Consider the following 26,149-nt stretch of genomic DNA (forward strand, 5'->3'; position numbering starts at 1 on the left):
CGCCTGTGGGGTGCCGTGCGCCCTGAGCGGGGCGGCGATCAGCCCTCCGGCAACGGCGCCGCCCGTGCGAGCTCGGCCGCCAGCTCGGCGGGGTCGTTCGTCGGCTGCCGGCAGACCTGCCGCTCGCAGACGTAGGCCGTGGCGACGCCGTCGCGCGCGGTCTTGCCCGCGACCCAGGGTACCAGCGCGGCCACCGCGGCGAGGTCGTCGCCCTCGCGCGTGACGACGAGGGCGCGGTTCGGCACGAAGGCGCGCTGGGCGACCTCCGCGAGCGGCGCCGGGTCGCCCCCGGGCGGCGCAACGACGACGATCTCCTTCGGCGCGTCGAGTGCGAAGTCGACGGCGGCCAGCATGGCGGCGAGGTGGTCCGGGTTCTCGCGCAGTGCGGGCCCGAACGCCCGCAGCGCCCGCGCGGCGCTCGCCTGCCAGCGCGGCTCGGACGTGAGGAGGTGCAGCCGCTGTGCGTTGCGCAGCGCCAGCGCGCTGCCCGAGGGCTCGGCGCCGTCCCAGTCGGGCTTCTCGCGCACGAGCAGCGCCTCGCCGTCGGCCGGGGTGCGAAACCAGCCGCCGCGCTCGGCGTCGGCGAAACGCGCGTCGAGCTCCTCCTGATGCGCAACCGCACGCGCGAGCCAGCGCGGATCGCCGGTCAGCTCGGCGAGGTCGAGGAAGGCGCCGGCGGCGGCGGCCTGGTCCTCCAGCACCGCCCGGCCGCTCGCGACTCCGCCCAGCGCGCTGCGCGCGAGTCGGTCGCCGACCCGGAGCCGCTCGGCGAGCAACGCGCCCGTGCGCGTCGCCGCCACCATGTAGCGCGGATCGCGCAGCACCTGTGCGCCGCGCACCAGCGCCGACACGGCGAGCGCGTTCCATCCCGCGATCACCTTGCGGTCGACGTGGGGGCGCGGGCGGGTGTCGCGGGCCGCGCGCAGGCGGTCGCGGACGGCCTCGCGCCGGGCGGCGGCGTCGCCGGGAGCGAGGCCGAGCTGCGCGGCGACGGCCGCGAGCGGGGCGACGACGTGGAGCACGCTGCGGCCGTCGACCTCCGCGCCGGCGGCGCCGACGCCGAAGTACGCGAGCGCGAGCGGCGCGAGGTCGGGACCCACCGCGGCCGTCACCTCGCCGGCGGTCCAGGTGTAGGCGCGTCCCTCGCCGCCGTCGCTGTCGGCGTCGATCGCGGCGTGGAAGCCGCCCGCGGGGTCGGCCATCTCGCGCAGCATCCAGTCGAGGACGTCGCGGCCGGTCGCCGCGAAGTCGTCGCGGCCGGTCACCTCGGCGGCGTCGAGGTACAGCCGCGCGAGCAGGGCGTTGTCGACCAGCATCTTCTCGAAGTGCGGCACGCGCCAGCCGGCGTCAGGGGCGTAGCGGTGGAAGCCGCCGCCCACCTGGTCGTGGAGGCCGCCGGCCGCCATCGCCTCGAGGCTCCGCGTCACCATCGCGAGCGCCTCGGGGTCGGCGGTGCGGCGGTGCCAGCGCAGCAGGACGTCGAGCAGCAGCGGACGCGGGAACTTCGGGCGGCGGTCGAAGCCGCCGTGCGCGGCGTCGAAACGGCCCTGCAGCACGGCGACGGCCCGGCGCAGCATCTCGGGGTCGGGCGCCACGTCGCCGGCGGCGGGCGCGAGCTGCGTCGTGAGACGCTGCACGACGTCGGCCGCGGCGGCGTCGATCGTCCCCGGCTGCTCGCGCCACGCGGCTTCGAGGCGCTGGAGCACCTGGAGGAAGCCGGGCCGGCGGCCCTGGGTCGCGGGCGGGTAGTAGCCGCCGCCGTAGAACGGGCGCCGATCGGGCGTCAGCCAGACCGTCAGCGGCCAGCCGCCCGACTCGCCCATCGACATCACCGCCGCCATGTAGATCGCGTCGACGTCGGGCCGCTCCTCGCGGTCGACCTTCACGGCGACGTAGTGCGCGTTCAGGAACGCGGCGACGCCTTCGTCGTCGAACGACTCCTCGGCCATCACGTGGCACCAGTGGCAGGTCGAGTAGCCGATGCTGAGCAGGATCGGCTTGTTCTCGGCGGCGGCGCGCGCGAACGCCTCGGGCCCCCAGGGGTACCAGTCGACGGGGTTGTGCGCGTGCTGCTGGAGATAGGGGCTCGACTCGCGCGCGAGCCGGTTCGTGTGGCGCGGGCGCCCGTCGGGCAGCAGATGGCGCGTGCGCGGCGGCGGTGCGGGGACCGCCGCGATCGCGGGGGCCGGCGGGGGCGGGGCCGGCTCGCGGACGATGCGCGTCGCAACGATCCATACGACCGCCGCCACGGCGACGGCGCGCAGGAGCCACGTGGTCACGGGCGCACCGCGGCACGCTGCCTGACGCACCCCATGCGTCTTGGCTCGTAACCGAGGCGTCGCCCGGGTGTCCAGGCGCGGCGTCGGCCCGCGGCCGCGGCTAGACGCGCAGGCGCAGCGCGCGCAGGCGATTCAGCGCCGCCGCGATCTCGAAGCGCCGGGCGCGGGCGCGGTCGCCGAAGGTCGGCGCGACGACGGCCGCGAGGCCCTCGGCGTCGAGGCGTGCGTCGAGCGTGTCGAGCAGGTCGGCGACGCTCTGCCGGCCGTCCGCCAGCTCCGCGGCGAGGCGGGCGAGCGCGTCGCCGACGAAGCGGCATTGCGCCGGGTCGACGAGCTGCGCGAGCAGCGCGACGTCGATCGCGTCGTCGCCGAACGCGATCGCGTGCGTGCCGGCGGCGCGCACGCGCGGCCGGCCGCCGGCGCGGCGCGGCGCGGCGGCCCGCCCACCGCCAGGCCCCGGGGCCGCGGCGCGGCGTCGCCGGGGGCAGGGCGGCGGCGACGGCGCGGGCGTCGGCGGTGGCGTCGCCGGGCACGTAGTCGTGCATGCGGATCACCGTGTCGGCGACGTCGAGCCAGTCGCCGGCGCCGCCGACGACGAGCACCGAGGAGACGCCGCGCTCGTCGTGCAGCTGCCGCGCGCGATCGAGCAGCGGCGTGATCGGCTCGTCGGGGACCAGGCGGCGCATGCGCGCGTCGCGGATCATGAAGTTCGTGGCCGCCGTGTCCTCGTCGACGAGCAGCGCCGAGGCGCCCGCCTCGAGCGCCTCGACGATCGCCGCCGCCTGCGACGTGCTGCCCGAGGCGTCGTCGGTGTCGAAGCGCGCCGTGGTGCGGCCGAGCGGCAGCGTCGCGATGAAGGGGCGCAGGTCGACGCCGCGCACCGCGCGCCCGTCCTCGGCGCGCACGTGCACGGCGGTGTCGCGCGCGACGCAGCGCTCGCGGCCGTCGCCGGGGGCATGGTCGTAGACGGCATGGGTGACGGCATCCAGCAGCGTCGACTTGCCGTGGTAGCCGCCGCCGACGATGAGCGTGACGCCCGCGCGGATGCCGAGCCCGCGCAGCCTGCCGGCATGCGGCGCGGTGAGCGTCACCGCGAGCGCGTCGGGCGCGCGCAGCGGCACGGCATACGAGCGGCGCCGGGTCGACGCCGCTCGCCCGCGGCAGGACGCTGCCGTCGGCGAGGAAGGCGACCAGCCCGTGCGTCGCCAGCGCCGCGCGCAGCGCGACCTGGTCCTCGACGCAGGCGACGTGGGCCCGCAGGGCGGCGCGATCGAGCGCGGCGGGCGCGAGCACGGCGCGCAGCGCGGCGGGCAGCGCCGCGCCAGCAGCGTCGCGGCCGCCCGGCCGCGGATGCGCCGGCCCGCCGCCGGCAGCCCGGCGGTCGCGCGTACGACAGGCGCACCGTCGGCGGCGACGACGACGGCGCTGCGCTCCAGCACCTCGGGGCCGGGCGGCGCCATGCCGAGATCGCCGCGCCCGCCGCGCCCGATCGCGTCCGCCAGCAGCCGGTGGAGCGGTCGGCGGCGGCGCGGCGCGCGTCGGCCGTCGCCGTGGCCCACGCCGGCAGGTCGAGCACGCGGGCGGGGACGTCGACGCGCAGGCGGCTCGGCGGCGCGAACGCATCGGCCTGGACGTGCTCGACGACGAGGGTCGCGTCGCCGAGCGCCCAGCTCCGTCGGGCGACGTCGCGATAGGCCGGATAGGGCCGCCCGTCGAGGCGCTCGAGCGCATGGCCGAGCTCCGTCGCCTCCTGCACGGCGTTCTGCACCGCGTCTCGCTAGCGCCTGTGCGGGGTGCGCTCAAACCGGCCGCGGATCGTGCGCAGAAACGACGTTGACGCTCGACCCGCGCGTGCTAGAGCCCGGCCATGCGCACCGTTCTGCTCGCGCTCGTCCTGCTCGTGCCCGTGCTCGCCTCCGCCGCCGAACGTCCGCTCGCGGGCGACGCGCTGACGCTGAAGGATCCGGCCAACGTCAAGGGACGCGCCGTCAAGTTCAAGGCCGCGAAGGATGCGGCGATCGATCCCGCCTCCGGCGACGATCCGACGCAGGTCGGTGCGACGCTCGAGGTCGAAGGTGCCAATCCCGGTGACGGTGCCGCCGGTCCGATCACCCTGCCCGCCGCGCTCTGGCGGGGGCTCGGCAAGCCCGCCGGCGCGAAGGGCTACAAGTTCACCGACCGCCTGCGTGCCGACGGCGTGAAGACGCTGACGCTGAAGCCCGGCGCGAGCGGCGGCACGATCGCGCTGAGCGGCGGCGGCAGCGACTGGAGCTACGCGGTCACGCAGGCGCAGGGCCCGATCGCGCTGCGGCTCACCGTCGGCGACGACGTGTACTGCGCCCGCTTCACGACGTTCCAGCGTAACCAGGCGGGCCTCGTGAAGGCGAAGGGCGCGCCCGCGCCGGCGAGCTGTACGCCGCCCGCCGGGCCCGTGTGCGGCGACGGCGTCGCCGAGGCGCCCGAGGAGTGCGACGACGGCGGCAGCGCGCCGGGCGACGGCTGCTCGGCGACGTGCCAGCTCGAGAACACGTCGGCGCTCTGCGCGGGCGTGCCCAGCACCCCGGGCACCGGCATCGACAGCCAGCTCGTGACGGGCGGCCTCACGCGCCCGGTCTTCGTCACCGCGCCGCCGCTCGATCCGAGCCGGCTCTTCATCGTCGAGCAGGACGGCCTCGTGCGCATCGTGAAGAACGGCGTCCTGCTGCCGGCGCCGTTCCTCGACCTCGCCGCCGCCGTGTCGTGCTGCGGCGAGCGCGGGCTCCTGAGCCTCGCGTTCCATCCCGACTACGAGAGCAACGGCGTCTTCTTCGTGAACTACACGAACAACGCCGGGAACACCGAGGTCCGCCGCTTCACCGTCAGCGGCGATCCCGACGTGGCGAGCCCGACCGGCACGCTGGTCATCGCCATCGACCAGGACTTCGCGAACCACAACGGCGGCCAGCTCCAGTTCGGGCCGGACGGCTACCTCTACGTCGGCATGGGCGACGGCGGCTCCGGCGGCGACCCGAACGAGCGCGCACAGGATCCGACCCAGCTGCTCGGCAAGATGCTGCGCCTCGACGTCTCCGTGTCGCCGTACGCGATCCCGCCGTCGAACCCGTTCGTCGGACCGGGCGCGCCGCGCGACGAGATCTGGGCGCTCGGCCTGCGCAACCCGTGGCGCTTCAGCTTCGACCGCGCCACCGGCGACCTCTACATCGCCGACGTCGGCCAGGGCGCGATCGAGGAGGTGAACGTCACGCCCGCGTCGAGCGCCGGCGGCGAGAACTACGGCTGGGACGTCTTCGAGGGCAACGCCTGCTTCGAGCCGACGCCGCCCGCGACCTCGTGCCCGAGCCCGCCGACCGGCTTCACGTTCCCGGTGCTGACCTACGACCACACGCAGGGCTGCTCGGTGACGGGCGGCTACGTCTATCGCGGCTGCGCGCTCCCAGATCTGCGCGGCACGTACTTCTACTCCGACATCTGCGCCGCCTTCATCCGCACCTTCGAATACGCGGGCGGCCTCGCGACCAATCTCCAGGATCGCACCGCGACGCTCGATCCGCCGGGCCCGCCGAGCATCGGCGGCGTCAGCTCGTTCGGCGAGGACGCGCGCGGCGAGCTGTACATCGTCGACTACGGCAACGGCTCGCCCGGTCAGGGCGAGGTCTGGCGCATCGTTCCGGGGACCTGATCGACGCGGGGTAGTGGCGCCGTGTGGCGGCGCCCGCTACCCATGAAGTCGATCATGTTCCCCGTGTCGCCCGAGAAGCAGCAGGCGCTGGCGGCCCGCTTCGAGCGCCTGGGCGTGCGCGAAGCCGACCTCGAGGAGCGCTTCGTCCGCTCGGGCGGCGCCGGCGGGCAGAACGTCAACAAGGTCGCGACCTGCGTGGTGCTGCGGCACCTGCCGACGGGGACGGCGGTGAAGATGCAGGAGGCCCGCACGCAGGCGATGAACCGCTTCCTCGCGCGCCGGCTCCTCTGCGACAAGATCGAAGAGGAGCGCTGCGCGCGCCGGAGCGCCCGCGAGCAGGAGATCGCGCGCGTGCGCCGCCAGAAGCGCAAGCGCTCGAAGCGCGCGAAGGAGAAGGTGCTCGCCGCCAAGCACGCGCAGTCCGCGAAGAAGGCGCTGCGGCGCGGCCCGGCGGGCGCGGAGGACTGATGCGCCGTCTGTCGTTCGTCGTGCTCCTCGCCGCGGTGCTCGCCGCGTGCGCGCGTCCGCCGCGCCAGCTCGCCGGCGAGTTCCCGCCGCTCACCGTCGCCGAGACGCAGGCCACCGGCGCGACCGGCGAGCGCATTCGCTGGGGCGGCCAGATCGTCCGCACCACGCCGGGCGAGGGCGAGACCTGCCTCGAGATCGTCCAGAAGCCGCTCGACGGCGAGGCGCGCCCGCGCCCGGTCGACGAGACCACGGGCCGCTTCGTCGCCTGCGGCGGCGGCTTCTACGACCCGGCGGTGTTCGCTGCCGGCCGCGAGGTCACCGTCGTCGGCACGGTCGAGGGCATCCAGACCGGGAAGGTCGGCGACTCGCCGTACCAGTTCCCGCGCGTCCGCGCCGACACGGTCTACCTGTGGGCACCGCGGCGCGCCTACTACTATCCCTACGATCCCTGGGGCGGGCCGTACTGGGGCTACTATGGTGGCTGGTACGGGCCGTACTGGGGCGCGACCTGGGCGCCGTATCCGTACTACTGGGGGCCCGGCTGGTGGGGCAGCCCGTTCGGGTGGGGCGGCTGGTGGGGCGGGCCGCGCTACTGGGGCGGCCGTGGCTGGAACGGCCGCGGCTGGGGCGGCGGCGGCTGGAAAGGCGGCGGCGGTGGCCGTGGTGGCGGCGGTGGGGGCGGTCGCGGTGGTGGCGGCGGCGGCGGTGGTCGCGGCGGCGGCGGTGGGGGCGGCGGCGGCGGGCGCGGTCGCTAGCCCGTCGAGCGCATCGTCGCGGCCGCAGCGTCCGACGGGCCGTCCGTCGTCAATCGCTCGTGTCGACCCAGCGGGCGTGCGGATCGACGCGCGCGACGTGGCGTCGTTCGCCGCCGGGCCAGCCGAGGAGATCGACGCCGAAGCGGGTGGCGTCGGCCAGGTCGTCGCCCGCATCGTGGCCGCGATCGCCCGGGAACACGCTGTCGAGCTCGAAGCGCACCCAGGCCAGGCGACGCGATCGCGTCGCCTGCGCGCCGGCCGCCTCGATCGCGGCGCGCGCCCGTGCCGCCACGTCGGCCGGGAAGTACTGCCAGGCGATGGAGTGGTAGACGATCGTGACGCCCTCGGGCAGCGGGCCGGCGAGGCGGCGGGCCAGCCAGACGTCGGCACTTTCGCGCTCGACGCGCGTACCCTGGCGCACGGCCAGCGCCACGGCGCGGTCGAAGCGCTCGAGACGCTCGGGCTGATCGGGCCACAGGTAGGCGCGCAGGCGGTCGCGCGCCTCGGGATCGCGCACGTCGAGCGGCTGGCGGTCGCAGGCGGCGCGTGACGCGACCACGATCGGCGTCGCCACCGCAGGCGCCGGCCCGTGCCATGCGCTGTCGATCCGCGGCGCCGCGTCGGCGGTCGAGCCCCACGACCAGCGCTCGGTGCGATAGGCGAAGCGGTCCCAGTTCGTGTTGAGGCCGGCGCTCGCGCCCACCTCGAGGCAGTGCAGCGGGCCGCCGCCCGCGGCGGCGGCGAGGAAGCCGGGCAGGAGGCAGATCGCACGGCGCGTCTCGTTGGTCTGCGGCGGCGAGGTGACGAACGCCGCGAACCACGCGGGGTCGGCGGCGTAGGCGGCGGTGGCGGCGGCGAACACGGCGTCGGCGTCCCAGTGCGAGCGCTGCGGCGGGTAGAGCGCGGCGAGGGCAGGGGCGCGTCCGCCGAGCACGGCGGCGTGCAGCGCGCCCGTCCAGCGCAGCGGCGCGGCGTCGGCGCGCGTCCAGTCGTCGCGCGCGAGGAGGTCGGCGACCCAGCCGTCGGCATCGACGTCGTCGGCGGCGCGTCGCAGGATCGCCGCGGTGAAGGGCGAGTCGAGCGCGTCGCAGTACATGGCCTGCTCGCGGAACGCGGCGGCGAGATCGAAGGGCATGCTGCGGCGATACACCCCGGCTCCGGCTCATGCGACGGCGCGCGGCGTTTGTTCCTCCGGCGACGCGCCCGCTAGGATGCCGGCGTGCAGAACCCGTCGGGATCCGTTCACCCCGCCTCGCAGGTGCGCTGACGCATGCCGCGCGTCGTTCGCCACATCATGCCCTTCGGGCCGCGGGTGCTCGTCAAGATCATCCGCGAAGAGGAGCGCGCCGAGAGCGGGCTGTACCTGCCCGCGGGCGCCAAGGAGAAGATGCAGGAGTCGCTCTACGGCGAGGTCGTCGAGGTGGCGCGCGCGGCGGAAGAGGTCGGGCACGAGGGCTTCGGCGTCAACGTCGCCGGCGTGCCGCACGGCGCGCGCGTGCTGTTCGCGAAGGCGTCGGGCGTGCGCGTGCCGTGGGACGACGAGCTGCGGCTGCTCGATACGAAGGACATCCTCGCCACCGTCGACGAGGTGTCCGAAGACGCGATGAGCTGAGCGCGCACGGCGATGGGCCCCCGGCAGACGCCCCGCGGCACCCTGCGCCCGGTCCCGGTGCCCACGGGAGCGGCCCGCACGGCGACGCCGCGGGCGCGCACGACGCCCGCGGCCGGCGCGGCGTTCGTCGGCCGCGGCGACGAGCTCGACGTCTTCGCACGAACGCTCGGTGACGCGGAGACCGGCGGCGCGCTGCTGGTGCTCACCGGGCCCGCAGGCATCGGCAAGACGCGGCTCGCCGACGCGATGTCGGCGGCGGCCCGCGCGCAGGGCTGGCGGGTCGCGTGGGGCCGCTGCTGGGAGAGCGGCGGGCAGCCTGCGTTCTGGCCCTGGATCGAGGCGCTGCGCGTGCTCGGCGCCCGCATGCCCGCCTGGGACGCCATCGTCGAGCGCATCGAGGGACGCCCGGTCGAGTCGCGCCCGAGCGACCCGGAGGCGGCGCGATTCGCGCTCATGGACCGCGTCGTGTGCGCCCTGCGCGACGACGCGCGCGCGGCGCCGCTCGTCCTCGTCCTCGACGACCTGCACGTCGCCGACCGCGCCTCGCTGCTGCTCCTGCGCCTGGTGGCCCGCGCGCTGCGCGGCCTGCCGGGCGTCGTCCTCGTCGGAACGTACCGCGACGCCGAGGACGGGACCCCGGCGGCGACCGCGAGCGAGCTTCACGCCGTGGCGCGCGAGGGACGGCGGCTGCGGCTGCGCGTCCTCAGCCGTGCGGCGGTCGCGGACTGGCTCGCGGCGACGGTGCCGAGCAGCGCCGAGGCGCTCGATGCGGTCTACGCGGCGACGGGCGGCCTGCCGCTCGCTCTCGCCCGCTGGCTGCGGCATCCGGGGGACGACGCCGGGCTCGACGTCGCCGCCGTCGTGCGGACGCCGCTGGCGGCCTTGTCGGCACCGGCCCGGCGGGCGCTCGGCCTGCGGGCCGTGGTCGGGCGGACGGCGGCGCCCGCGGCGCTCGTACGCGCCGCGGCGCTGGCGCATCCGCCGATCGTGCTCGACGCCGTGATCGGCGAGCAGATGGCGGCCGGCCTGCTCGCGACGGACGGCTCCGACGTACGCTTCCCGCACGAGCTCGTGCGCCAGGCGGTCTACGACGCGCTCGATCCGGAGGAGCGGACGGCATGGCACCGCCTGGCGGCCGAAGCGCTCGCGGGCGCGGACGGCGGCGCCGCGGCGCGCGCGCATCATCTCCTCGCCGCGGGCGACGACGCCGCCGCGGCGGACGCCCGCTCGATGCCGGCGCGCAGGCGCTGGCCGCGCTCGCCCGCCCAGGCGAGCGCGGCGCTGGAACGCGGCGGAACAACGCGCGCCCGCACCGTCGGCGTCGACCCGCGTGCGGCTGCCTGGCCTCGTCGCCGCCTGGGGCGCGGGGGATCTGGCCGGGATGCGCACCGCCCATGCGCGTGCCGCGGCGTTGGCACGCGCCCGGCGTGACGCCCCCGGCGCGGCAGTGCTGCTCGCCCGCGCGGCGCTGGGCTTCGCCGGTCACCAGCAGCGCGCCCACGTCACCTTCGAGCCCGAGGTCGTCGAGCTCCTCGAGGAGGCGCTGGCGGCGCTGCCGGGCGCCGAGCGCGCGCTGCGCGCCTGGCTCGGCGCCCGGCTGGCCTACGCGCTCTACGCGCACCCGGGCTCGGCGGAGCGGCGGCAGGTCCTCTGCGCCGACGCACTCGGGCTCGTGCGCGACGACGACGAGGCTGCCGTCCTCCGCTCCGTGCTGAGCGACGCCCGCTGGGCGCTCTGGGGCGTGCAGCCGCCCGCGGAGCGGCGCCGGCTGGGCGAGCGGCTGGCGGTGCTCGCCGCGCGCACGGGCGACCGGGAGCTGGCGATCGTCGAGACCGGATGGCGCTTCGTCGACGCCCTCGAGCTCGGGGACGCGCACGCCGACGACGCCTTCGCCGAGTATGCGGCCCGCGCGCAGGAGCTGGGACGCCCGTGGTACGCCTGGTACGTCGCGCGCTTCGGCGCGCTGCGCGCGCTCGCCGAGGGGCGCCTCGACGACGCCGAGCGCCTCGCCGGCGAGGGGCTCGCGGCCGCGCAGGCGCTGCCGCATCCCGACGGCGGCATCGTCTTCGGCACGCTCCTCCTCGCGCTGCGGGCCGCGCAGGGGCGCGCCGGCGAGGTCGCGCCCGCGCTCCAGGCCACCATCGCCAGCTATCCGTCGTTGCCGCTGCTGCGCTGGGTGGCGGCGTGGCTGGTCGCGGTCCAGGGTCGCACCGAGGCGGCGCGCGCGGCGCTCGACGACCTCGCCGCGCGCGACTTCGCCGACCTGCCGTCGGGCTACACCCGCCTGCCCGCCGCGGCGCACGCGGCCATGCTCTGCGCCGCCGTCGGCGACGCAGCGCGCGCGGCGCAGCTCGAAGCGATCCTCGCGCCGTACGCGGGCCGGTGCGTCGTGGTGGGATTCGGCGTCGTCTGTCTCGGCGCCGTCGATCATCACCGCGGCCTCCTGGCGCTCGCTGCCGGCGCTCCGGCACGGGCGCGGGCACTCCTGGAGCAGGGCCTCGCCGTCCACCGTCGGCTCCGCGCGCACGCTCTCGTGCTCGAGAGCGAGCTGGCGCTCGCGACCGCGCGTGCCGCTCTCGGGGAGGCGACCGGCGACGAGCTCGGGCGGATCGCGCGGCGCGCGGCCGGGCTCGGTCTGGCCGGCATCGCGGCGCGCGCGTCGTTCGGGGCGTCCGTGGCGGCCCCGGCGGCGGCCGGCGCGGCGATCTTCGTGCGCCGCGGCGACTACTGGCACGTCGGCTTCGGCGCCACGGGGACGCCGCTCAAGCACGTCCTCGGGTTCACCTACATCGCCCATCTGCTGCGCCATCCCGACCGTGACGTCGCCGCGCTCGAGCTCGTGGCACAGGACAAGGCCGCGCCGAACGGCGGCGCCGTCGACGCGGGCGACGCCGGCGTGCTGCTGGACGACCAGGCGATCGCCGCCTATCGGCGCCGGCGTCGCGAGGTCGCGGCCGAGCTGGACGAGGCGGAGGCGCGGCACGATCTCGGCCACGTCGAGCGCCTGCGCGGCGAGCTGGCCGTCCTTGAGGACGAGCTGGCGCGGGCGCTCACCCTCTCGGGCCGGTCCCGGCGCGGGGGCTCGGCGTCGGAGCGGGCGCGCGTCAGCGTCGCCAAGCGCATCCACGCCGCGCTGCGGCGCATCGCCGCCGCCGATGCGGCGCTGGGGCGCTACCTGGACGCCACCCTGCGCACCGGAGCCACCTGTTCCTACCGGCCTGATCCGGGCCGGGTCGTACGCTGGACCCTCTGACCGCGCGTCACATCGTGACGCCGCCGGTCACGCGGCTTTCGGGAGGGCGCGGAAGGGCGCCCCGGAAAGGACCCCATCATGCGCACTTCCCGTCTCGCCCGCTCCGTGTTCGGCCTCCTCGTCCTCGCCACCGCATCGCCCGCGCTGGCGGCCGACCTCTGCGTCTACAAGGGCGCCTCGACGCCCATCCTCATCGCCCGGCCGTGGAAGGTGCCCGCGATCGGCCGCTGCCGGCCGATCACCGGCACGGGCGGCAGCGGCGGCATGGCCTACGGCACCGTGTGCCGTAGCTCCGACGGCAAGATCCTCCGCTTCGGCTACACGGTGTCTCGGCAGGGCGGCGCCTTCTTCGACCCGCCGAGGCGGGACCACTTCGGGTTCGGGCTCCCGTATCCGGAGCTGAGCAGCGCCTTCGGCGGCGAGGTCGTCACGCTGCTGTTCGGCGAGTCGACGGTGTCGAGCGGCGTCACGGGCGCGCTCCATGCCGAGAAGTGCACCGGTCCGGCGATCAACTGAGCGGCGGACGATCGGGCGCGCCGCGATCGGGCCGCCGACCGGTCGCGTCCGCGGTCGGCAGCGCCGCCACGCCCGCGCCCGTGCCGGCGAGCGTGGCGGTGGCGATGCGCAGCATGACGCGGCGGGTGCGCGCGAGCCGGGCGGCCGTGACCGCACGTCCCTCGTCGCTCTCCTCGAGCATGATGCGGGTGACCCCCTCGAGTGCGAGGACGAGGGCGCGGGGCAGCATCGGATCGACGCGTGCCCGGCCCGGGGCGGCGTCGGCGGCTTCGAGCAGCGCGGCGAGGGCCGCGTGCACCTCGAGGCGGCGCGCGCGCAGCGGGGACTCGTGGTGCTGCGCCTCGCTGCCCAGCACCCAGACGAGACGGCCGAGGTCGCGCGCGTGGCCGAGGTGGACGTCGATGCAGCGCTCCACGCGGCGCAGCGGGTCGTGCTCCGCGCGGACCGCCTCCCGGCAGCGGTCGAGCAGCATCTCGGTGCCCGCGTGGTAGAGGGCGGCCATGACGTCCTCCTTGCCCGCGTAGAGCCGGTAGAACGTGCGGCGGGCGACGCCCGCTTCCTGGAGGATGCGGGCCACCGACGCGGCACGCGCACCGTCGGCGGCGAAGACGATGGCGCCGCCGCGCAGGATCGTCGCCCGCGCCGCGTCTTCGCCGAGCTGGACGCCGGACGATCCGCGCGCCGGCGCGCGGCGTCGCGACCGCGCACCGTGCCGAGCCGTCGTGCGGGCGTGATCGCCGGAGCCGCGTGCCGCCATGGCACGATCGACCTTGACACCAGGTAGACGCGCTGTCTACCGTGCGGCCCGGCGCCCCGCGAATGCCCAGCCCGCGAGACCATCGGCGGTCGCTCCGCCTCGCCGCTCTGTCGACAGCGCTCGCGGGCGTGCTGCTCGCCGCCGTGATCCTCGGTGGACGGCGAAGGGAGGGCGAGCGCCCGTCCGCCGTCCCCGCAGCGTCGGCGAGCTCCGACCTCGCCGTGTGCACGTCCGCTGCGGCGCGCACGGCTCGCCGCGCCGCGTCCCGAGCCTCCGCGGCCGTCGGCGTCTCCCGTCCCGCCGCCGCGTTGCTCGCCGACGCGGCCGAGGCCCGCCGCCAGGGCGACCTCCGCACCACGCTCGCGCTGCTCCAGGCCGCCGTCGCCGGCACACCCTCGGTCGAGACGCACGCGGCGCTCGGCGGCCTGTACTTCGAGCTCGGCGCCGCAGGCCCCGCCGTGCGCAACCTGCGCGCCGCGGCCGACGGCGATCCCGCCGACGCCGATCGCTGGATCGCGCTCGCCAACGCGCTCGTCCTGGCGCCCGACCCGTTCGCCGCCGCCGAGGCGCTCGACCACGCGCGCCGCGCCGAGCCGGGGCTGCGCGTCCGCCGCGACGGCGGCGGCTGGATCGTGCGCGAGCCGCCCGCACCCGACGCCGATCCGACACCCTGAAGGGAGCCGTCATGCGTTTCCGTCCCGCCTGGATGATCACCACCCTGCTCCTGCTCGGCGCCGTCGGCTCGGCGCGCGCGCAGTGTCCGCCCGGCGTCGGCTGCACCGAGTACCTCGGCGCCGCGCGCAACGGCTCCTACTTCCGCATCCTCGTGCCCGACGCCTGGGACGGCGACGTCTTCCTCGTGAACCACGGGCTGACGCTCGATCCGCTCACCATCGCGCCGCACCATACCTGCATGGGCGCGCCGGCGACGGCGTGCTCCGTCGACGCCGACTGCGCCGGCGCCGGCACCGGCGTCTGCAACCAGATATCCATGCTCGGCTTCGATCAGATCGTCCTGCCGATGGGGAAGGCGGTGGCCGCGTCGACGTTCAGCCAGACGAGCTGGGCGGTCTTCCGCAGCCGCGCCGACCTGAAGGCGATCCTCAAGTTCCTCGGGCGCAAGGGCCCGGGGAAGCCGAAGCGCATCATCGTGACGGGCATGTCGGGCGGCGGTGCGGTGACGGTCGACGCCACGATGCGGCTCAGGGCGGGCAAGATGATCCACGGCGCGATCCCGCTGTGCTCGGCGTCGGCCGGCGGCCTGCCGACGGTGGATGCGGCGACCGACGTGCGGCTGGTCTACGATTTCCTGTGCAACGACGTCCCCGGCGGCAGCTTCGACAGCCTGCCCGACGTCGGCAATCCGGAGATGACCGAGATCGAGCTGGGCCTGATCATGAATACGTGCCTCGGCTGGCTCGCCCCGAGCGCGAATCCCGCCGTGGCTGCAGCGCAGAGGGCGCGCCTCGACGCGATGTACGCGCTGACGCGCATCCCGCCGCCGAACTTCAACCTCGCGCACGTCACCGGCTTCTCGGTCCTGGCGATGGGGCAGGTCGTCGCCGACCCGAAGCGCCTCGGCGGGCGGCGTCCCGGCTGGAACGACGAGGTCGACTACACCACCGTGTTCGCCGGCTCGGCGGCGCAGGCGTTCAACGCCGCGGTGCCGCGCTTCCGGCGCGGGCCGGGACGCAAGAAGATGGCGAACAACACGCGCATCGACTTTACGCGCGGTCCCGCGAAGCGCGTGAACTATCCCATCCTCTCCTTCGCCGGCCGCGGCGACCACATCACGACCCCGGAGTTCCAGAAGGTCTACGCCGACGCCGCGGCATACGGCGGCAAGGACCACGCGCTGGTCTGGGGCAGCACCGCCGGACACTGCGCCTACACGCCGCACGAGCTGCGCGCGGTGGTGCTGGAGTATCTCGAGTGGCTCGACGGCTACGGCACGCCCGCCGAAGACCGGCCGACGACCGCCGACGTCCTCGCCCGCTGCCTGTCGCTGCCCGGGGCGTCGCCGTCGGTGTGCAACTTCGACACCGCCTTCACGCCGGGCCCGCTGGTGGCGCGCACGCCGGCACGCGCCGACTGGCCCGTCCCCGCGAAGAGCCCGTTGCCCTGATCGGGCGGCCGCTCATGGACAGCGCGGGGTCTTCGATGTCAGAGGAAGGCCCAGCGCAGGGAGGACGCCATGAGCCAGCCCGCGACGCAGGCGCCCGCGAGCGAGTTCGATCCCGCCGAGTGGGAGAAGAAGGACTTCACCGAGCGCGTCCGCCTCGGGACGAACATGTACGTCCTGCAGGGGCTCGACTATCCCCTCGCGGCGTACGCGTTCCACGCGGTGAAGCTGGCGCTCTTCGTCGCCGGCTGGATGTACTTCTGCTCCTTCACGCCCGGGCTCGGCACCGTGTCCGGGTTCACGTCGTGGGTGTTCGCCGACGTCGCCTTCCAGAAGGCGTTCCTGTGGGCGAGCCTGTTCGAGGTCGCCGGCTTCGGCTGCATGAGCGGGCCGCTCGGGCTGAAGCTGTGGCCGCCGTTCACCGCGGGGCTGCACTTTCTCTGCCCCGGCACGACGAAGCTGGCGCCGTTCCCGAACCTGCTGCTCTTCGGCGGGACGCGGCGCACCTGGCTCGACGCCGCGCTCTACGCCGCGTTGCTGCTGTCGTTGCTGCGCGCGCTCGTGCAGCCGGAGATCGGCCCGTCGGTGCTGGTGCCGATCGTGGTGCTGCTGCCCCTGTGCGGGCTCGGCGACAAGACCATCTTCCTCGCGGCGCGCGTCGAGCACCACTTCGCGATGCTCGTCTGCTTCACGCTGGCGGGGAGCTGGATCGCGGCCTGCAAATGGGTGCAGCTGGCGATCTGGTTCTGGGCCGGCGTCTCGAAGCTGACGCCGGCGTTCGCCTACGTCGTGCCGATCATGACGGCGAACAACCCGCTCCTGAAGAGCCCGTGGCTGCGCCGCCGGCTGTTCGTCTCCTACCCGGACGACCTACGCCCGTCGCCGCTGGCGCGCCTCATGGCGCACGCCGGGACGTTCCTCGAGTTCGCGGCGCCGCTGACGCTGCTCTTCGTCACGCAGGACGGCCCGCTGCTCTATCTCGGCATCGCATTCGTCCTGCTGCTGCACGGCTTCATCCTCAGCAACATGCCGATCGCCGCGGTCTTCGAATGGAACGTGCTCAGCGTCTACGCCGGGCTCTTTCTCTTCCTCGGGCATCCCACCGTGAGCCTGTTCGACGTCGGCTCGCCGCTGCTCGCCGTCTACCTCGTGATCGCGCTCCTCGTGCTGCCGCTCCTCGGCAACCTCGTGCCGTCGCGCGTGTCGTTCCTGGTGTCGATGCGCTACTACGCCGGCAACTGGGCGTGGAACGCGTGGCTCTTCCGCGACCGCAGCCAGGAGAAGCTCCACCGCCTGACGCGCGCGGCGTCGCTTCTCCTCGAGCAGCAGCAACGCTTCCTGCCCGCGGAGCAGGCGGTGCAGGCCGACGCCGGGTTTCTCGCCTTCCGCACGCTCCACCTCCAGGGCCGCATTCTCGGGCTGCTGCTGCCGCAGGCCACCGACCACACGCCGTTCCAGCGCTGGACCTACGCCGACGGCGAGACGGTCGCGGGCTCGGTCGTCGGCTGGAACTTCGGCGAGGGCCACCTCGCCGACGAGCGCCTGCTGGCGGCGGTGCAGGCCCAGTGCGGCTTCGCGCCGGGTGAGCTGCGCGTCGTCTGCGTCGAGGCGCAACCGTTCCTCGGCTCGACGCTGCACTGGCGCATCGTCGACGCGGCGACGGGGCCGATCGCCGAAGGGCACGCCGAGCTGGCCAACCTGGCGCGGCGCAAGCCGTGGGACTACGGCGAGGGGTGAGGCGGCGCCGCCGCACGCCGCCTCACCCTCGGCCCGCGCTGTCCATCCCGCCGGGTTCCAGTCCGTGACGTGTCACCTCGTCAACGGCGGAACCAAGAACATCGTCGTCGATTATTTCTGGATCGACGACGTCGAGACGGCCGCGGCGTTGGGCAACTCGTCCCTCGGCTGCACCGGCACCGGCTCGTGGGTCATCGTACCGGGTGCGGGCTGCAGCCGGCAGCTCACGTTCAACGCCGCGTGCAACCAGCCCGACGCGTGCTTCTGCCGTGCCGGCGTCAGCGGCAGCACGACGTCGGTGCGGGGGAGCCTCATCGCCACCGTGACCGGGAGCACCACGGTCATGTCGACGGAGCTGAAGCTGAAAGTAGGCCCGAGCGACCCGCACGGCGGGCGGCCGGCGCGATCACCAGCGCACTTGCTGGCAGATCTTGGCGCCGACCTTGAGCTTCAGCCCCATGCCCGTGTCCTTGAACTTTCCGAGCAGCCCGTCGAGGCCCTCGCGGAACTCCTCGGGCTTGGCTTTCAGCTGGCCGTTGAACTGCTTGTCGAGCGTCTTGTCGAGCTTCGAGCAGAGCGGTCCCACGCATCCTTCGCCCTTGAACTTGGTCTTGCGACACTCCGAGACTTCGCCGCCCAGCTCGGCCTTGACGCCGCCGAGCTGGCCCTTGACCTTCGCATCGAGGGCCACCTTGTTGTCGTCGAGGTCGCCGAACGGGTCGAGGGCGACCGACCCGCCGCCGCCCCCGAAGCCGAGGCCGAAGCAGGCCGACAGCCCGTCCGGTGTGAGCGCCAGCTTCGCGTCCACGCCGATGACCTCGTAGGCCGACACCTCGACGGAGGTGAGCCCGGTGCGGTCGACGCGGTTCACCGGATCGTTGCCGGCGTAGGCGTAGAGGTTCCCCTGCCGGCCGTCGAAGAGCGCCGGATCGCGGCTGGTGAACCGCCCGGACGCAGGCTCGTAGTCGCGCAGGCCGAAGCGAACGAGACCCGTGACCGGGTCGGACAGGCCACCGGCGAAGCCGGTCGCGAGCGCGAAGCCGGGCGCGCTGTCCTCGGCGAGGACGCCGAAGGCGTCCCAGCGCTGCTTCCGGACGACCGTCCCGTCGGCGCTCGCCACCACGCGCGGCGAGCCGAGCTGGTCGGTGGCCACGTAGTAGCGTGTGCCGCCGCGGTCGAGCGCGATCAGACGGCCGCCGTCGTCGTAGTGGTGCCACGTGAGCACACCGGACGAATCGCGCACGGCCGTGAGCTCGAGGTCGTCGTCCCGGTTGCCGTAGAGGTATTGCGACGTGCCGCCCGCGCCGGTGCGCGTGGTCCGCCGCCGCAGGCCGTCGTAGCCGTAGGTGACGCTCTCGCCGCCGGCCGTCGCGGCCAGGAGCTCGCCTGCGGCGCTGTACGTGAAGACGTCGGCGCCCCGCTCGACGAGGAACCCGGCGGCACCCAGCACGTAGCCGACGGCAGCGCGCGAGAGCAGCCGGTCCTGGGCATCGTACGCCGCGACCTGCGTCGCGCCCGCGCCGAGCCGCCGGCCGGTGCGGTTGGCGCGGTCGTCGTACTCGTAGCGCTGGGCGACGACACCGTCGCGCACGACCTCGAGGAGCTGTCCGTCGGGATCGAAGGTGTAGGCCTCGACGTGGGGGCCGCCGGCGTCGGTCTCGATGCGCGTCGCGATCCGCCCGGCCGCGTCGAACTCGAGCGCGACGGCGTACACCGCGATGCCGTTCACGACGTGCGTGCGTGCGGCGAGACGGCCGAGCGCGTCATAGGCGTAGGTGATCGTGCCGATCCCGTCGCTGATGCTGGTGGGCAGGCCGTCGGGCCCGGCGCGGGTGACGGTGAACGATCCGATCGACGCGACGCGACCGTCGGCGTCGTAGCTGCGCGCCACCTCGATCGTGTCGAGGCCGCTGGCGAGCCGCGTGCGCCGCACCCGGAAGCGCGCGTCGTGCTCCCAGGTGAACGCGCCGGTCGCCGGCCCGATGAAACGGGCGGCGATCGGCAGGCGGCCGTTCCAGTCGCGGTCGAGCGCCTGCGGCGCACCGCCGCCCGCCGCGGTCCGCGTCACGATGTCGGGCCGGCTGGTCACGCCGACGTAGGACACCGACACGGCGGCTTCGTTCCACACCAGTCCCGTCGCCCGGCCGCCCGCGTCGAGGATCAGCTGCTCGCCTCGGCCGTCGGGCAGCGCGACCGTGTCGGCTGCACCGTCGAGCGTGCGGGTGAAGGCCCACGGCGTTCCGCCCGGCGGCGTGTAGGCGGTCTCGCGGCCGGCGGCGTCGTACGCCAGCACGTGGGCGGCGGTTCCGGGCGGCGTCACGTGGGTCAGCAGGTCGGTCGCGTTCCAGGCGAGCATCCAGGTTCGCCCGCTCGGAAGCGTGGCGCTCGCCTGCCGCCCGGCGGCGTCGTAGCCCAGCGCGACGCGGTCGCCGAGCGCGTCGGTGCGCGCCGTCAGGCGGTTCGCCGCGTCCCAGGTGAAGGCGAGCTGCATCGGGCCGTGCGCGGCCCGTTCGAGCCGGCCGCGAGCGTCGTACGTGTACGAGACCGGGGCGATGCCGGGCATGGCGCGCCCGATCACGCGGCGCTGTGCGTCCACCGTGACGACTTCCTGGTGTCCGGCGGGCGAGGTCACGGTGAAGGTCCGGGCGGCGGTGTTCCACGCCACGGTCGCCGTGGTCCCGCCGACGGTGATCGTGTCGGTCTGGGTGAGGAGCGCCAGCGACGGCTGCGCCAGCGTGACGGTGCGGTCGAACGTGCGCGTCGCACCGGCTTCACCCGGCAGCTTCATGGTGACGCTGCGCACGAGCGGCGCCTGCATGCTCCAGCGCGGATCGGGGCCTTCGACGAGATCGACCACCGTGCCGTCGGCATGCGTGACTCGCTGCGTGCCGTCGGGACGCACGAGCGATTCGGTCGTCGCGCCGCTGGGCTCGGTCGCGTGGCGCCGCACGACGCCGTCGGCGAGCGTCTCGACGGCGAAGGTCGAGACCAGCCCGTCGCCGGTGGTGAGGGTCACCGTGCTGCCGCCGGCCGTGTCGACGCGTGCGAGCGTGGTCGTGCCGGCGCCGGGGCGCGCATCGCTGATCAGATACCCGAGGTCGTCGTAGCCGTAGTGATGCACGGCACCGCGGGGATCGGTCATCCGGGTGAGGAGCCCGTCCCCGTTCGGACCGTAGGCGAAGTGCCAGGTACGCCCGCCCGGCGCCGAGACGCTGGCGAGATAGCCGTCGGCGTCGAGGGCGAGCGCGGTGCGCTGGCCGCCCGGGGCGACGATCGCCGTCGCTGCGCCGGCGGCGTCGCGCTCCACCGTGACGACGTTGCCGTCACCGTCCGTCAAGGTGGCGAGGTGGCCGGCGGCGTCGTAGCCGAGCTGCCAGCGCACGGCACCGGTGAGCGCGTCGTAGGTCTCCAGATGGCGGCCGTCGCCGTCGAAGCGATAGGCCTCGCCACCGTCGGCGGATGGGATGACGAGGCCGCTCCCGACGAAGGCGGGCAGCGACGGCTGCACCGTGCGGGTGCGGTCGTTGGTCTCGTCGACGAACGCCACCCGCCCGTCGGGGGTGACGGCCAGGTACCGCAGCAGGAACGCGCCGGCGGCGCGCGCCGGGCCGTTCTCGCCGCACCCGGACGGTGTCGGGCAGAAGGTGTTCGCACCGGAGCCGAAGACCTCGTCGATGGAGCCGTCGGGGAGCACGTGGCGGACGCGCTGGGCCTCGCTGACGTAGAGATGTCCGCCCGGACCGATGGCCACCGCCAGCGCGGTGGGGAACGTGTCGAGGTTGCTGAGCGTGCCGACACCAGGGACGGAGGTGATGACGCCGGCGGCGTCGATGGCACGCACCCGCCCCCGTTGCGCGACGTAGACCGTGCCGTCTGGCGCGACGGCGACGCTCTGCGGGAGGGACACGACGGCGAGCCGGGCCGAGCCGCCGTCGCCGGCCGGATTTCCGGCCGACCCCGTGCCGGCGAAGGTGGCGACGTGGCCTTCGGGCCCGATGCGGCGGATGCGGTTGTTCAGCGCGTCGGCGACGTAGAGGCTGCCGTCCGCCGCGGCGGCGATGCCCCAGGGCTCGTTGAAGCGTGCGTCGATCGCGGGGCCGCCGTCGCCGTCGAAGCCGGCCGTGCCGGTGCCGGCGATGGTGCGGATCACGCCGTCGGGTCCGATACGCCGGATGCGGTGCCGGCCGGCCTCGGCGATGTAGATGGTGCGTCCGTCCGGCCCGATCGCCATGCCGCGCGACACCCCGAGCGAGGCGGTCGACGCCTGGATGCCTTCCTCGAATCCGGTCGCCACACCGCAGCCCGACGGATGCCCGGCGACATGCTCGACCGCCCCGTTCGGCGCCAGGCGGCGCAGGCGGCACCCCGCGAGGACGTAGAGGCTGCCGTCCGGCGCGCTCGCGATGCCGTGCAGCGCGCTGAGGTCGGCCTGCTGCTGCGGCGTGCCGATGCCCGGCCCGGAGAGGCTCTTCACGGTGTGGACGAACGTCTCGCCGCTGCGGGTGGTGCCGTCGCCGAGGTAGAGGCGGTCGCGTAGATCGAACGCGTGCTGGACGCCGAGCGTCCAGCCGCCCAAGCCGAGGATGCGCGCGTCCAGTCCGCCGACCATCGCGTCCCAGTCCTGGTAGAGCGTGATCTCGCTGCGCGCGCGGTCGCCCGTGATCGGCGTGGCGTCGGCGGCGATCTGCGCGAACGCGCTCTGGAAGTCCGCGGGCGGGAGATAGAAGGCGTCGTAGACCCAGGCGATGCGCACGTGCGCCGCTTGGCGGCCCTGCAGCGGGCGTCCCCACGCGTCGCGGCCGTTCCAGACGAAGGTCCAGGCCTGGTCGGGTCCCGGCGGGAAGGTCTTCTCGTGCTGCTGGCCTGCGATCGTGACCGTGACCGTCGCGCGCTTCAGCGGCGCGGGTACCGCGGCGGGGGTCACGGGGATGACCAGCGCGCGCATCGCGGCACGCCCGACGACCCGGTTGCTGCGGTAGTGGAGCCGCAGGCTCGTGCCGGCGACCGGGACGTCCTCGCCGAGGATCTGGGTCTGACATTCGATCACCGAGCCGTTCTGCTTGCAGGGATCGTCGCCCTTCGGCGGGGGATCGTTGCGCGGCGGTGGGTTGCGCGGCGGCGGTCCGTCGGGCGGCGGGCCGTACGGCCAGTTGCAGTCCCAGGGCGAGAAGTGCGCGATCGGCACGCGCCACAGCGTCTGTCCGGGCGCGTAGCGCGCGGCGAGACGCGCGCGCTCACCGTCGCCGACGCCGAGTCCGCTGGCGTCGTCGGCGACGCCGTCGCCGTCGATATCGAGCTGCGCCAGACCGCCGGCCGTGCCCACGATGCGCACGACGCGCCCGTTCGGGGCGCCGGCCCAGGTGCCGCGCGTGCGGTCGTAGGCGCCTGCCGGTACGACGCTGCCGACGGGGAAGTCGAGGAAGTTCTCGAGGTAGTGGACGAGCGGCCGATCGAAGCGGACCTCACGCGCGCCGGCGGCGGCGGCCTCGTCGACGCTGAACTCGACGGCATAGGTGTAGCCGCTCGCGGGCGGCAGCGCGGCCGGCATGGCCTGTGGCCCGAGCGCGCCGACCGTGAACTCGGTCATGCGGACGTGGAAGCTCGCGAGCGGCTCGACGCTGCCGTCGGGCCGCACCAGCTCGGCCTTCGTTCCGGGCGGCACGATCAGGATCGGCTGCCGCGTCCCGGAATCGTCGGCGACGACGTCGCCGGCGGCCTCCTGCGTCCCGGCGGCCTCCGCGTCGATCGCGGTGACGGTGGGGCTGGCCGCGAGCAGGACGACGTCGGGGGCCAAGGCCCAATCGTTCCACGGCACCTCGACGCTGCGCTGGGCGGGGATGCGGTCGGCCTTCTCGTAGCGGAGGACGAGCGAGCCGCCGCCGTTCACCGCCAGGTCGAAGCGGCCGTCGTCCCGGGTCAGCGTGTGGCCGAGCTCCGGGTGATCGAGGACCGAGATCGTGACGGCGGCGAGCGGCGCCCCGGAGGCGTCGAGCACGCGGCCGCGCACCAGCGCGGTGCGACGGGCGTCGAACGCGGTCGGGTCGGCGCCGATCTGGATGCCGCTCGTGTGCAGGAACGTCGTTCCCTTCGCGAAGGCGCCGATCTCGCCCGGGGTCGGCGCTGGGGCGACGGCGGCGGGGTCCGGCGGCGGCGTGCCGGGCAGGGTGGTCGTCGTGCTGCTCGAGGTCGTCGCGGTGGTCGACGTCGTCGTGACGGTCGTGGTGGTGGGCGTCGGCGCGGTGCTGGTGGTGGTCCCGGCGGGGGGCAGCGTGGTGGAGCTCGAGGTGGTGGTGACGGGAGGCGTGGTGGTGGTCGGGATCGTCGTCGCCGACGTCTCGGTGCAGCGACATGCAACGCAGGACATGCCGTCCGGGCAGGCGAGGTCGCCGTCGCACTCCTCGCCCACGACCGGGTCCACGCGCGCGTCCCCGCAGATCGAACGTGAGGCCTCGAACGCCCGCCGCGGCGTGCGCACGGCCTTCAACGTGCCGCGCATGGTCACGCAGTCCGGCGCGATCAGCGCCGCGAGGCGGACCTTGCGGTCCTGATGGCACGCCGGCCAGCGGATGCGCAGGCGCGTGCCCTGGCGCGTGGCGCGGGTCCGGGCCCGCGCCGGCGCGCAGCCGCTCTCGATCGAGACCAGCCGCCGCCCCGTCGCCTCCAGCAGCACGACCGCGTCGGCCGCGACGGTCGGGCCGCCCGTGACGAGCGCGCTGCTGCCGGCCGGTAGAAGGAAGCGGCCCGGGTCGCAGACCCGCGGCTTGGCGCCGCGCGGCAGCGCGACGCCGGCAGCCCCGGCGAGCAGAATCAGGACCGCCGCGACGGTGCACCGCCGGAGCCACATCTCACCTGCAGGGCGTGAGATCGGGGTGAACGATGTTCGGTGCGGCCCCCGGTAGAGGGACACGCCTGGGCCATCGGGGGGGCGCCGTCGGGAGCGGGCGCCTCACATCGTGAGGGAGGCCCGTCGGCAGCCCGGGGCGGTCGACGCCCGCCGTGCAGGTCGCACGGCGGGCGGCCGTCGCGAATCAGTACGCGGTCGAGAACCCCCGGTCGGGGACGTCGAGCGCGCTGCGATCACCGCCGGTGATCGCCTGCGTCCTGGCATGCACGGCCGGGAGGACGTAGTTGGCATAGTGCTTCGCCGCCGCGACCTTGCCGGCGTAGAAGTCGTCCTCCTCGCTCTGCTCGTCGGGATCGGAGTCGACCCGGCGCTCGGCGATGGTCGCCGCTTCGAGGAGGAGGTGGGCGATCGTGACCTCGGCCATGATCTCGAGGAAGGCGTTCGCGCAGAGCGTCACCTGGTCGATCTTGCCGCCCATGAAGTACTCCATGAGCGCGCCGGCGCAGCGCTTGAGCGCCTCGACGGCTTCGCCGAGGGCGCGGACCTCGGCGCCGATGCCGGGCTGGCGGTCGTGCTCGCGGACGAAGGTCTCGATCTCGGCGAGGAAGGCGGCGAAGTGCTCGCCGTTCGACGCCTGCAGCTTGCGGGCGACGAGGTCGGTCGCCTGGATGTGGTTCGTACCCTCGTAGATCGAGAGTATCTTGGCGTCGCGGCAGTACTGCTCGACCGGGTTGTCCTGCACGTAGCCGGCGCCGCCGTAGGTCTGGATCGCCATCTCGGCGATGCGGAAGGCCTGGTCGGACGAGTAGGCCTTCACGATCGGCGTCAGCAGGTCGACCTGGCCCTGGTGGTGTGCGGCCTTCGCGGGGTCGCTCTTCGCCAGCGCCAGGGCGAGGTCGGAGTGCAGCGCCAGCTTCACCGCCAACGTGCGCATGCCTTCGACCTTGGCCTTCATCTCGAGCAGCATGCGACGGACGTCGGAGTGCTCGATGATCGCGACGCGCGGCGCGTTCGGGTCCTTGAACTGCCGCACCGACGAGCCCTGGAGCCGCTCGCGCGCGTAGGTGAGCGCGTTCAGGTACGCCGCCGACGCGACCGCGACGCCCTGGATGCCGACCGCGATGCGCGAGCTGTTCATCATGCGGAACATCTGCTTGATGCCCTGATGCTGCTGGCCGCCGACGAGGATGCCGCGACACCTGCCGTTCTCGCCGAAGCTCAGCACCGCCGTCGCCGACGCCTTGATGCCGAGCTTGTGCTCGATCGACGCGGTGGCGACGTCGTTGGACTCGGCCAGCGAGCCGTCGTCGTTCACCCATACCTTCGGCACGATGAAGAGCGACAGGCCCTTCGTGCCGGGGGGCGCGCCCTCGATGCGGGCGAGCACGAGGTGGATCACGTTCTCGGCCAGATCGTGGTCGCCGGCGGAGATCCAGCACTTGGTGCCGCTGATGGCGTAGAGGTTGCCCTCGAGGTGCTTCGCCCTGGTCTTGGTCGCGCCGACGTCCGAGCCGGCGTGCGGCTCGGAGAGGCACATCGTGCCCGAGAAGCGGCCGCCCAGCATCGGCGGCAGGAACTTCTCCTGGTCCTCCGGCAGCGCGAAGTGGTGGATCACGTCGGCGGCGCCGTGCGTGAGGCCGGGGTACATGTTGAAGGCGGTGTTCGCGCCGCTCTGGATCTCCTGGAGCATGACCTCGATGCAGTGCGGACCGCCGAAGCCGCCCGCCTCCTGCGGCATCGCGAAGCCGAGGAAGCCGAGCTCGAAGAGCTTCGCCCACGCCTCCTTGAAGCCCTTCGGGGTGTGCACGACGCCGTCCTTCAGCACGCAGCCGGCGCGGTCGGCGGGGCTGTTGAGGGGCCCCGTCACCTCCATCGCGAAGCGCGCGCACTGGTCGATCACGGCGGCGACGTCTTCGCGGCTGAGGTGGGCGTATATCTCGTGCTCGAACACCTGCTGGATCTTCAGGTGCTCGAAGAGGGTGAAGTCGATCGCACGGCGATCGAGCTTGTAGCTGTTGGGGGCCACGGCCTCGGCCATCGGACGGTTACCTCCTGGGGAATGTCTCGGGTAGATCGCACGGGAATGCCGCAGCATGTCAAGGACGGCGTGGCGCCATGTAGAAGTCG

General features: G+C 74.6%; 16 protein-coding genes and 1 pseudogene. 10 read left to right on the forward strand and 7 right to left on the reverse strand.

Annotated elements, in window-relative coordinates; translation table 11 throughout:
- Positions 1-38: 38 nt before the first annotated feature.
- Positions 39-2,279, reverse strand: a complete 2,241-nt coding sequence (locus tag KIT14_10205; GenBank protein MCW5890914.1) for a thioredoxin domain-containing protein — start codon at positions 2,277-2,279, stop codon at positions 39-41.
- A gap of 100 nt (positions 2,280-2,379) precedes the next feature.
- A pseudogene (locus KIT14_10210) lies at positions 2,380-4,035 on the reverse strand (ABC-ATPase domain-containing protein).
- Between the two features lie 111 nt (positions 4,036-4,146).
- On the opposite strand from KIT14_10210, the gene KIT14_10215 reads away from it, so the two are divergent.
- From KIT14_10215 to KIT14_10225, 3 genes are read left to right on the forward strand one after another with little or no spacing between them, the layout of a single operon-like run.
- Positions 4,147-5,958, forward strand: a complete 1,812-nt coding sequence (locus KIT14_10215) for a PQQ-dependent sugar dehydrogenase (GenBank protein MCW5890915.1) — start codon at positions 4,147-4,149, stop codon at positions 5,956-5,958.
- A 54-nt stretch (positions 5,959-6,012) separates the two neighbouring features.
- Positions 6,013-6,426 carry a peptide chain release factor-like protein gene (locus tag KIT14_10220; protein ID MCW5890916.1) on the forward strand — a complete coding sequence of 138 codons (414 nt, stop codon included), beginning with the start codon at positions 6,013-6,015 and terminating at the stop codon, positions 6,424-6,426.
- Positions 6,426-7,181, forward strand: coding sequence for a Slp family lipoprotein (locus KIT14_10225; GenBank protein ID MCW5890917.1), 756 nt, complete (start codon positions 6,426-6,428; stop codon positions 7,179-7,181). The genes KIT14_10220 and KIT14_10225 overlap by 1 nt, the downstream gene beginning before the upstream one ends.
- A 49-nt stretch (positions 7,182-7,230) precedes the next feature.
- Here KIT14_10225 and KIT14_10230 read toward each other — a convergent pair whose 3' ends face one another.
- Positions 7,231-8,316: a DUF2332 domain-containing protein gene (locus KIT14_10230; protein MCW5890918.1), complete on the reverse strand. Its 1,086-nt coding sequence runs from the start codon at positions 8,314-8,316 to the stop codon at positions 7,231-7,233.
- Positions 8,317-8,451: 135 nt separating this feature from the next.
- On the opposite strand from KIT14_10230, the gene KIT14_10235 reads away from it, so the two are divergent.
- From KIT14_10235 to KIT14_10250, 4 genes are all read left to right on the forward strand, one after another.
- Positions 8,452-8,793 (forward strand): co-chaperone GroES, encoded by a 342-nt coding sequence (locus KIT14_10235; protein MCW5890919.1) that lies wholly within the window; start codon positions 8,452-8,454, stop codon positions 8,791-8,793.
- Between the two features lie 12 nt (positions 8,794-8,805).
- Entirely contained in the window at positions 8,806-10,224 is a 1,419-nt protein-coding gene (locus KIT14_10240; protein MCW5890920.1) for an AAA family ATPase, read from the forward strand.
- On the forward strand, positions 10,175-12,046 hold the full coding sequence (locus tag KIT14_10245) for a hypothetical protein (protein MCW5890921.1): 1,872 nt from the start codon (positions 10,175-10,177) through the stop codon (positions 12,044-12,046). Before KIT14_10240 ends, KIT14_10245 begins: the two co-directional genes overlap by 50 nt.
- A gap of 78 nt (positions 12,047-12,124) precedes the next feature.
- Complete coding sequence (locus KIT14_10250) at positions 12,125-12,562, forward strand: hypothetical protein (protein MCW5890922.1); 438 nt, start codon at positions 12,125-12,127, stop codon at positions 12,560-12,562.
- Here the strand turns inward: KIT14_10250 and KIT14_10255 are convergent.
- Entirely contained in the window at positions 12,555-13,319 is a 765-nt protein-coding gene (locus tag KIT14_10255) for a TetR/AcrR family transcriptional regulator (GenBank protein ID MCW5890923.1), read from the reverse strand. The genes KIT14_10250 and KIT14_10255 overlap by 8 nt on opposite strands.
- Before the next feature lie 128 nt (positions 13,320-13,447).
- Between KIT14_10255 and KIT14_10260 the strand changes: the two genes are divergently transcribed.
- The 3 genes from KIT14_10260 (at position 13,448) to KIT14_10270 (ending at position 17,178) form a co-directional block, all read left to right on the forward strand.
- A complete protein-coding gene (locus tag KIT14_10260) occupies positions 13,448-13,993 on the forward strand; it encodes a hypothetical protein (GenBank protein ID MCW5890924.1) in 546 nt (181 codons plus the stop codon).
- An 11-nt stretch (positions 13,994-14,004) separates the two neighbouring features.
- On the forward strand, positions 14,005-15,444 hold the full coding sequence (locus tag KIT14_10265; GenBank protein ID MCW5890925.1) for a hypothetical protein: 1,440 nt from the start codon (positions 14,005-14,007) through the stop codon (positions 15,442-15,444).
- Between the two features lie 69 nt (positions 15,445-15,513).
- The gene (locus KIT14_10270) at positions 15,514-17,178 is read left to right on the forward strand and encodes a DUF3556 domain-containing protein (protein MCW5890926.1); all 1,665 of its coding nucleotides are present in this window, start codon (positions 15,514-15,516) and stop codon (positions 17,176-17,178) included.
- 111 nt (positions 17,179-17,289) lie between these two features.
- Here the strand turns inward: KIT14_10270 and KIT14_10275 are convergent, their stop codons facing one another.
- The 3 genes from KIT14_10275 to KIT14_10285 all read right to left on the reverse strand — a co-directional run bounded on the left by KIT14_10275 (position 17,290) and on the right by KIT14_10285 (position 26,060).
- Positions 17,290-17,493, reverse strand: a complete 204-nt coding sequence (locus KIT14_10275) for a hypothetical protein (GenBank protein MCW5890927.1) — start codon at positions 17,491-17,493, stop codon at positions 17,290-17,292.
- 91 nt (positions 17,494-17,584) lie between these two features.
- Positions 17,585-24,022 carry a hypothetical protein gene (locus KIT14_10280; GenBank protein ID MCW5890928.1) on the reverse strand — a complete coding sequence of 2,146 codons (6,438 nt, stop codon included), beginning with the start codon at positions 24,020-24,022 and terminating at the stop codon, positions 17,585-17,587.
- Between the two features lie 184 nt (positions 24,023-24,206).
- Complete coding sequence (locus KIT14_10285) at positions 24,207-26,060, reverse strand: acyl-CoA dehydrogenase (protein MCW5890929.1); 1,854 nt, start codon at positions 26,058-26,060, stop codon at positions 24,207-24,209.
- Between the last annotated feature and the right edge of the window lie 89 nt (positions 26,061-26,149).

The sequence above is a fragment of the bacterium genome (assembly GCA_026129405.1).
In the GTDB taxonomy this organism is placed as follows: Bacteria; Desulfobacterota; Binatia; order DP-6; family DP-6; genus JAHCID01.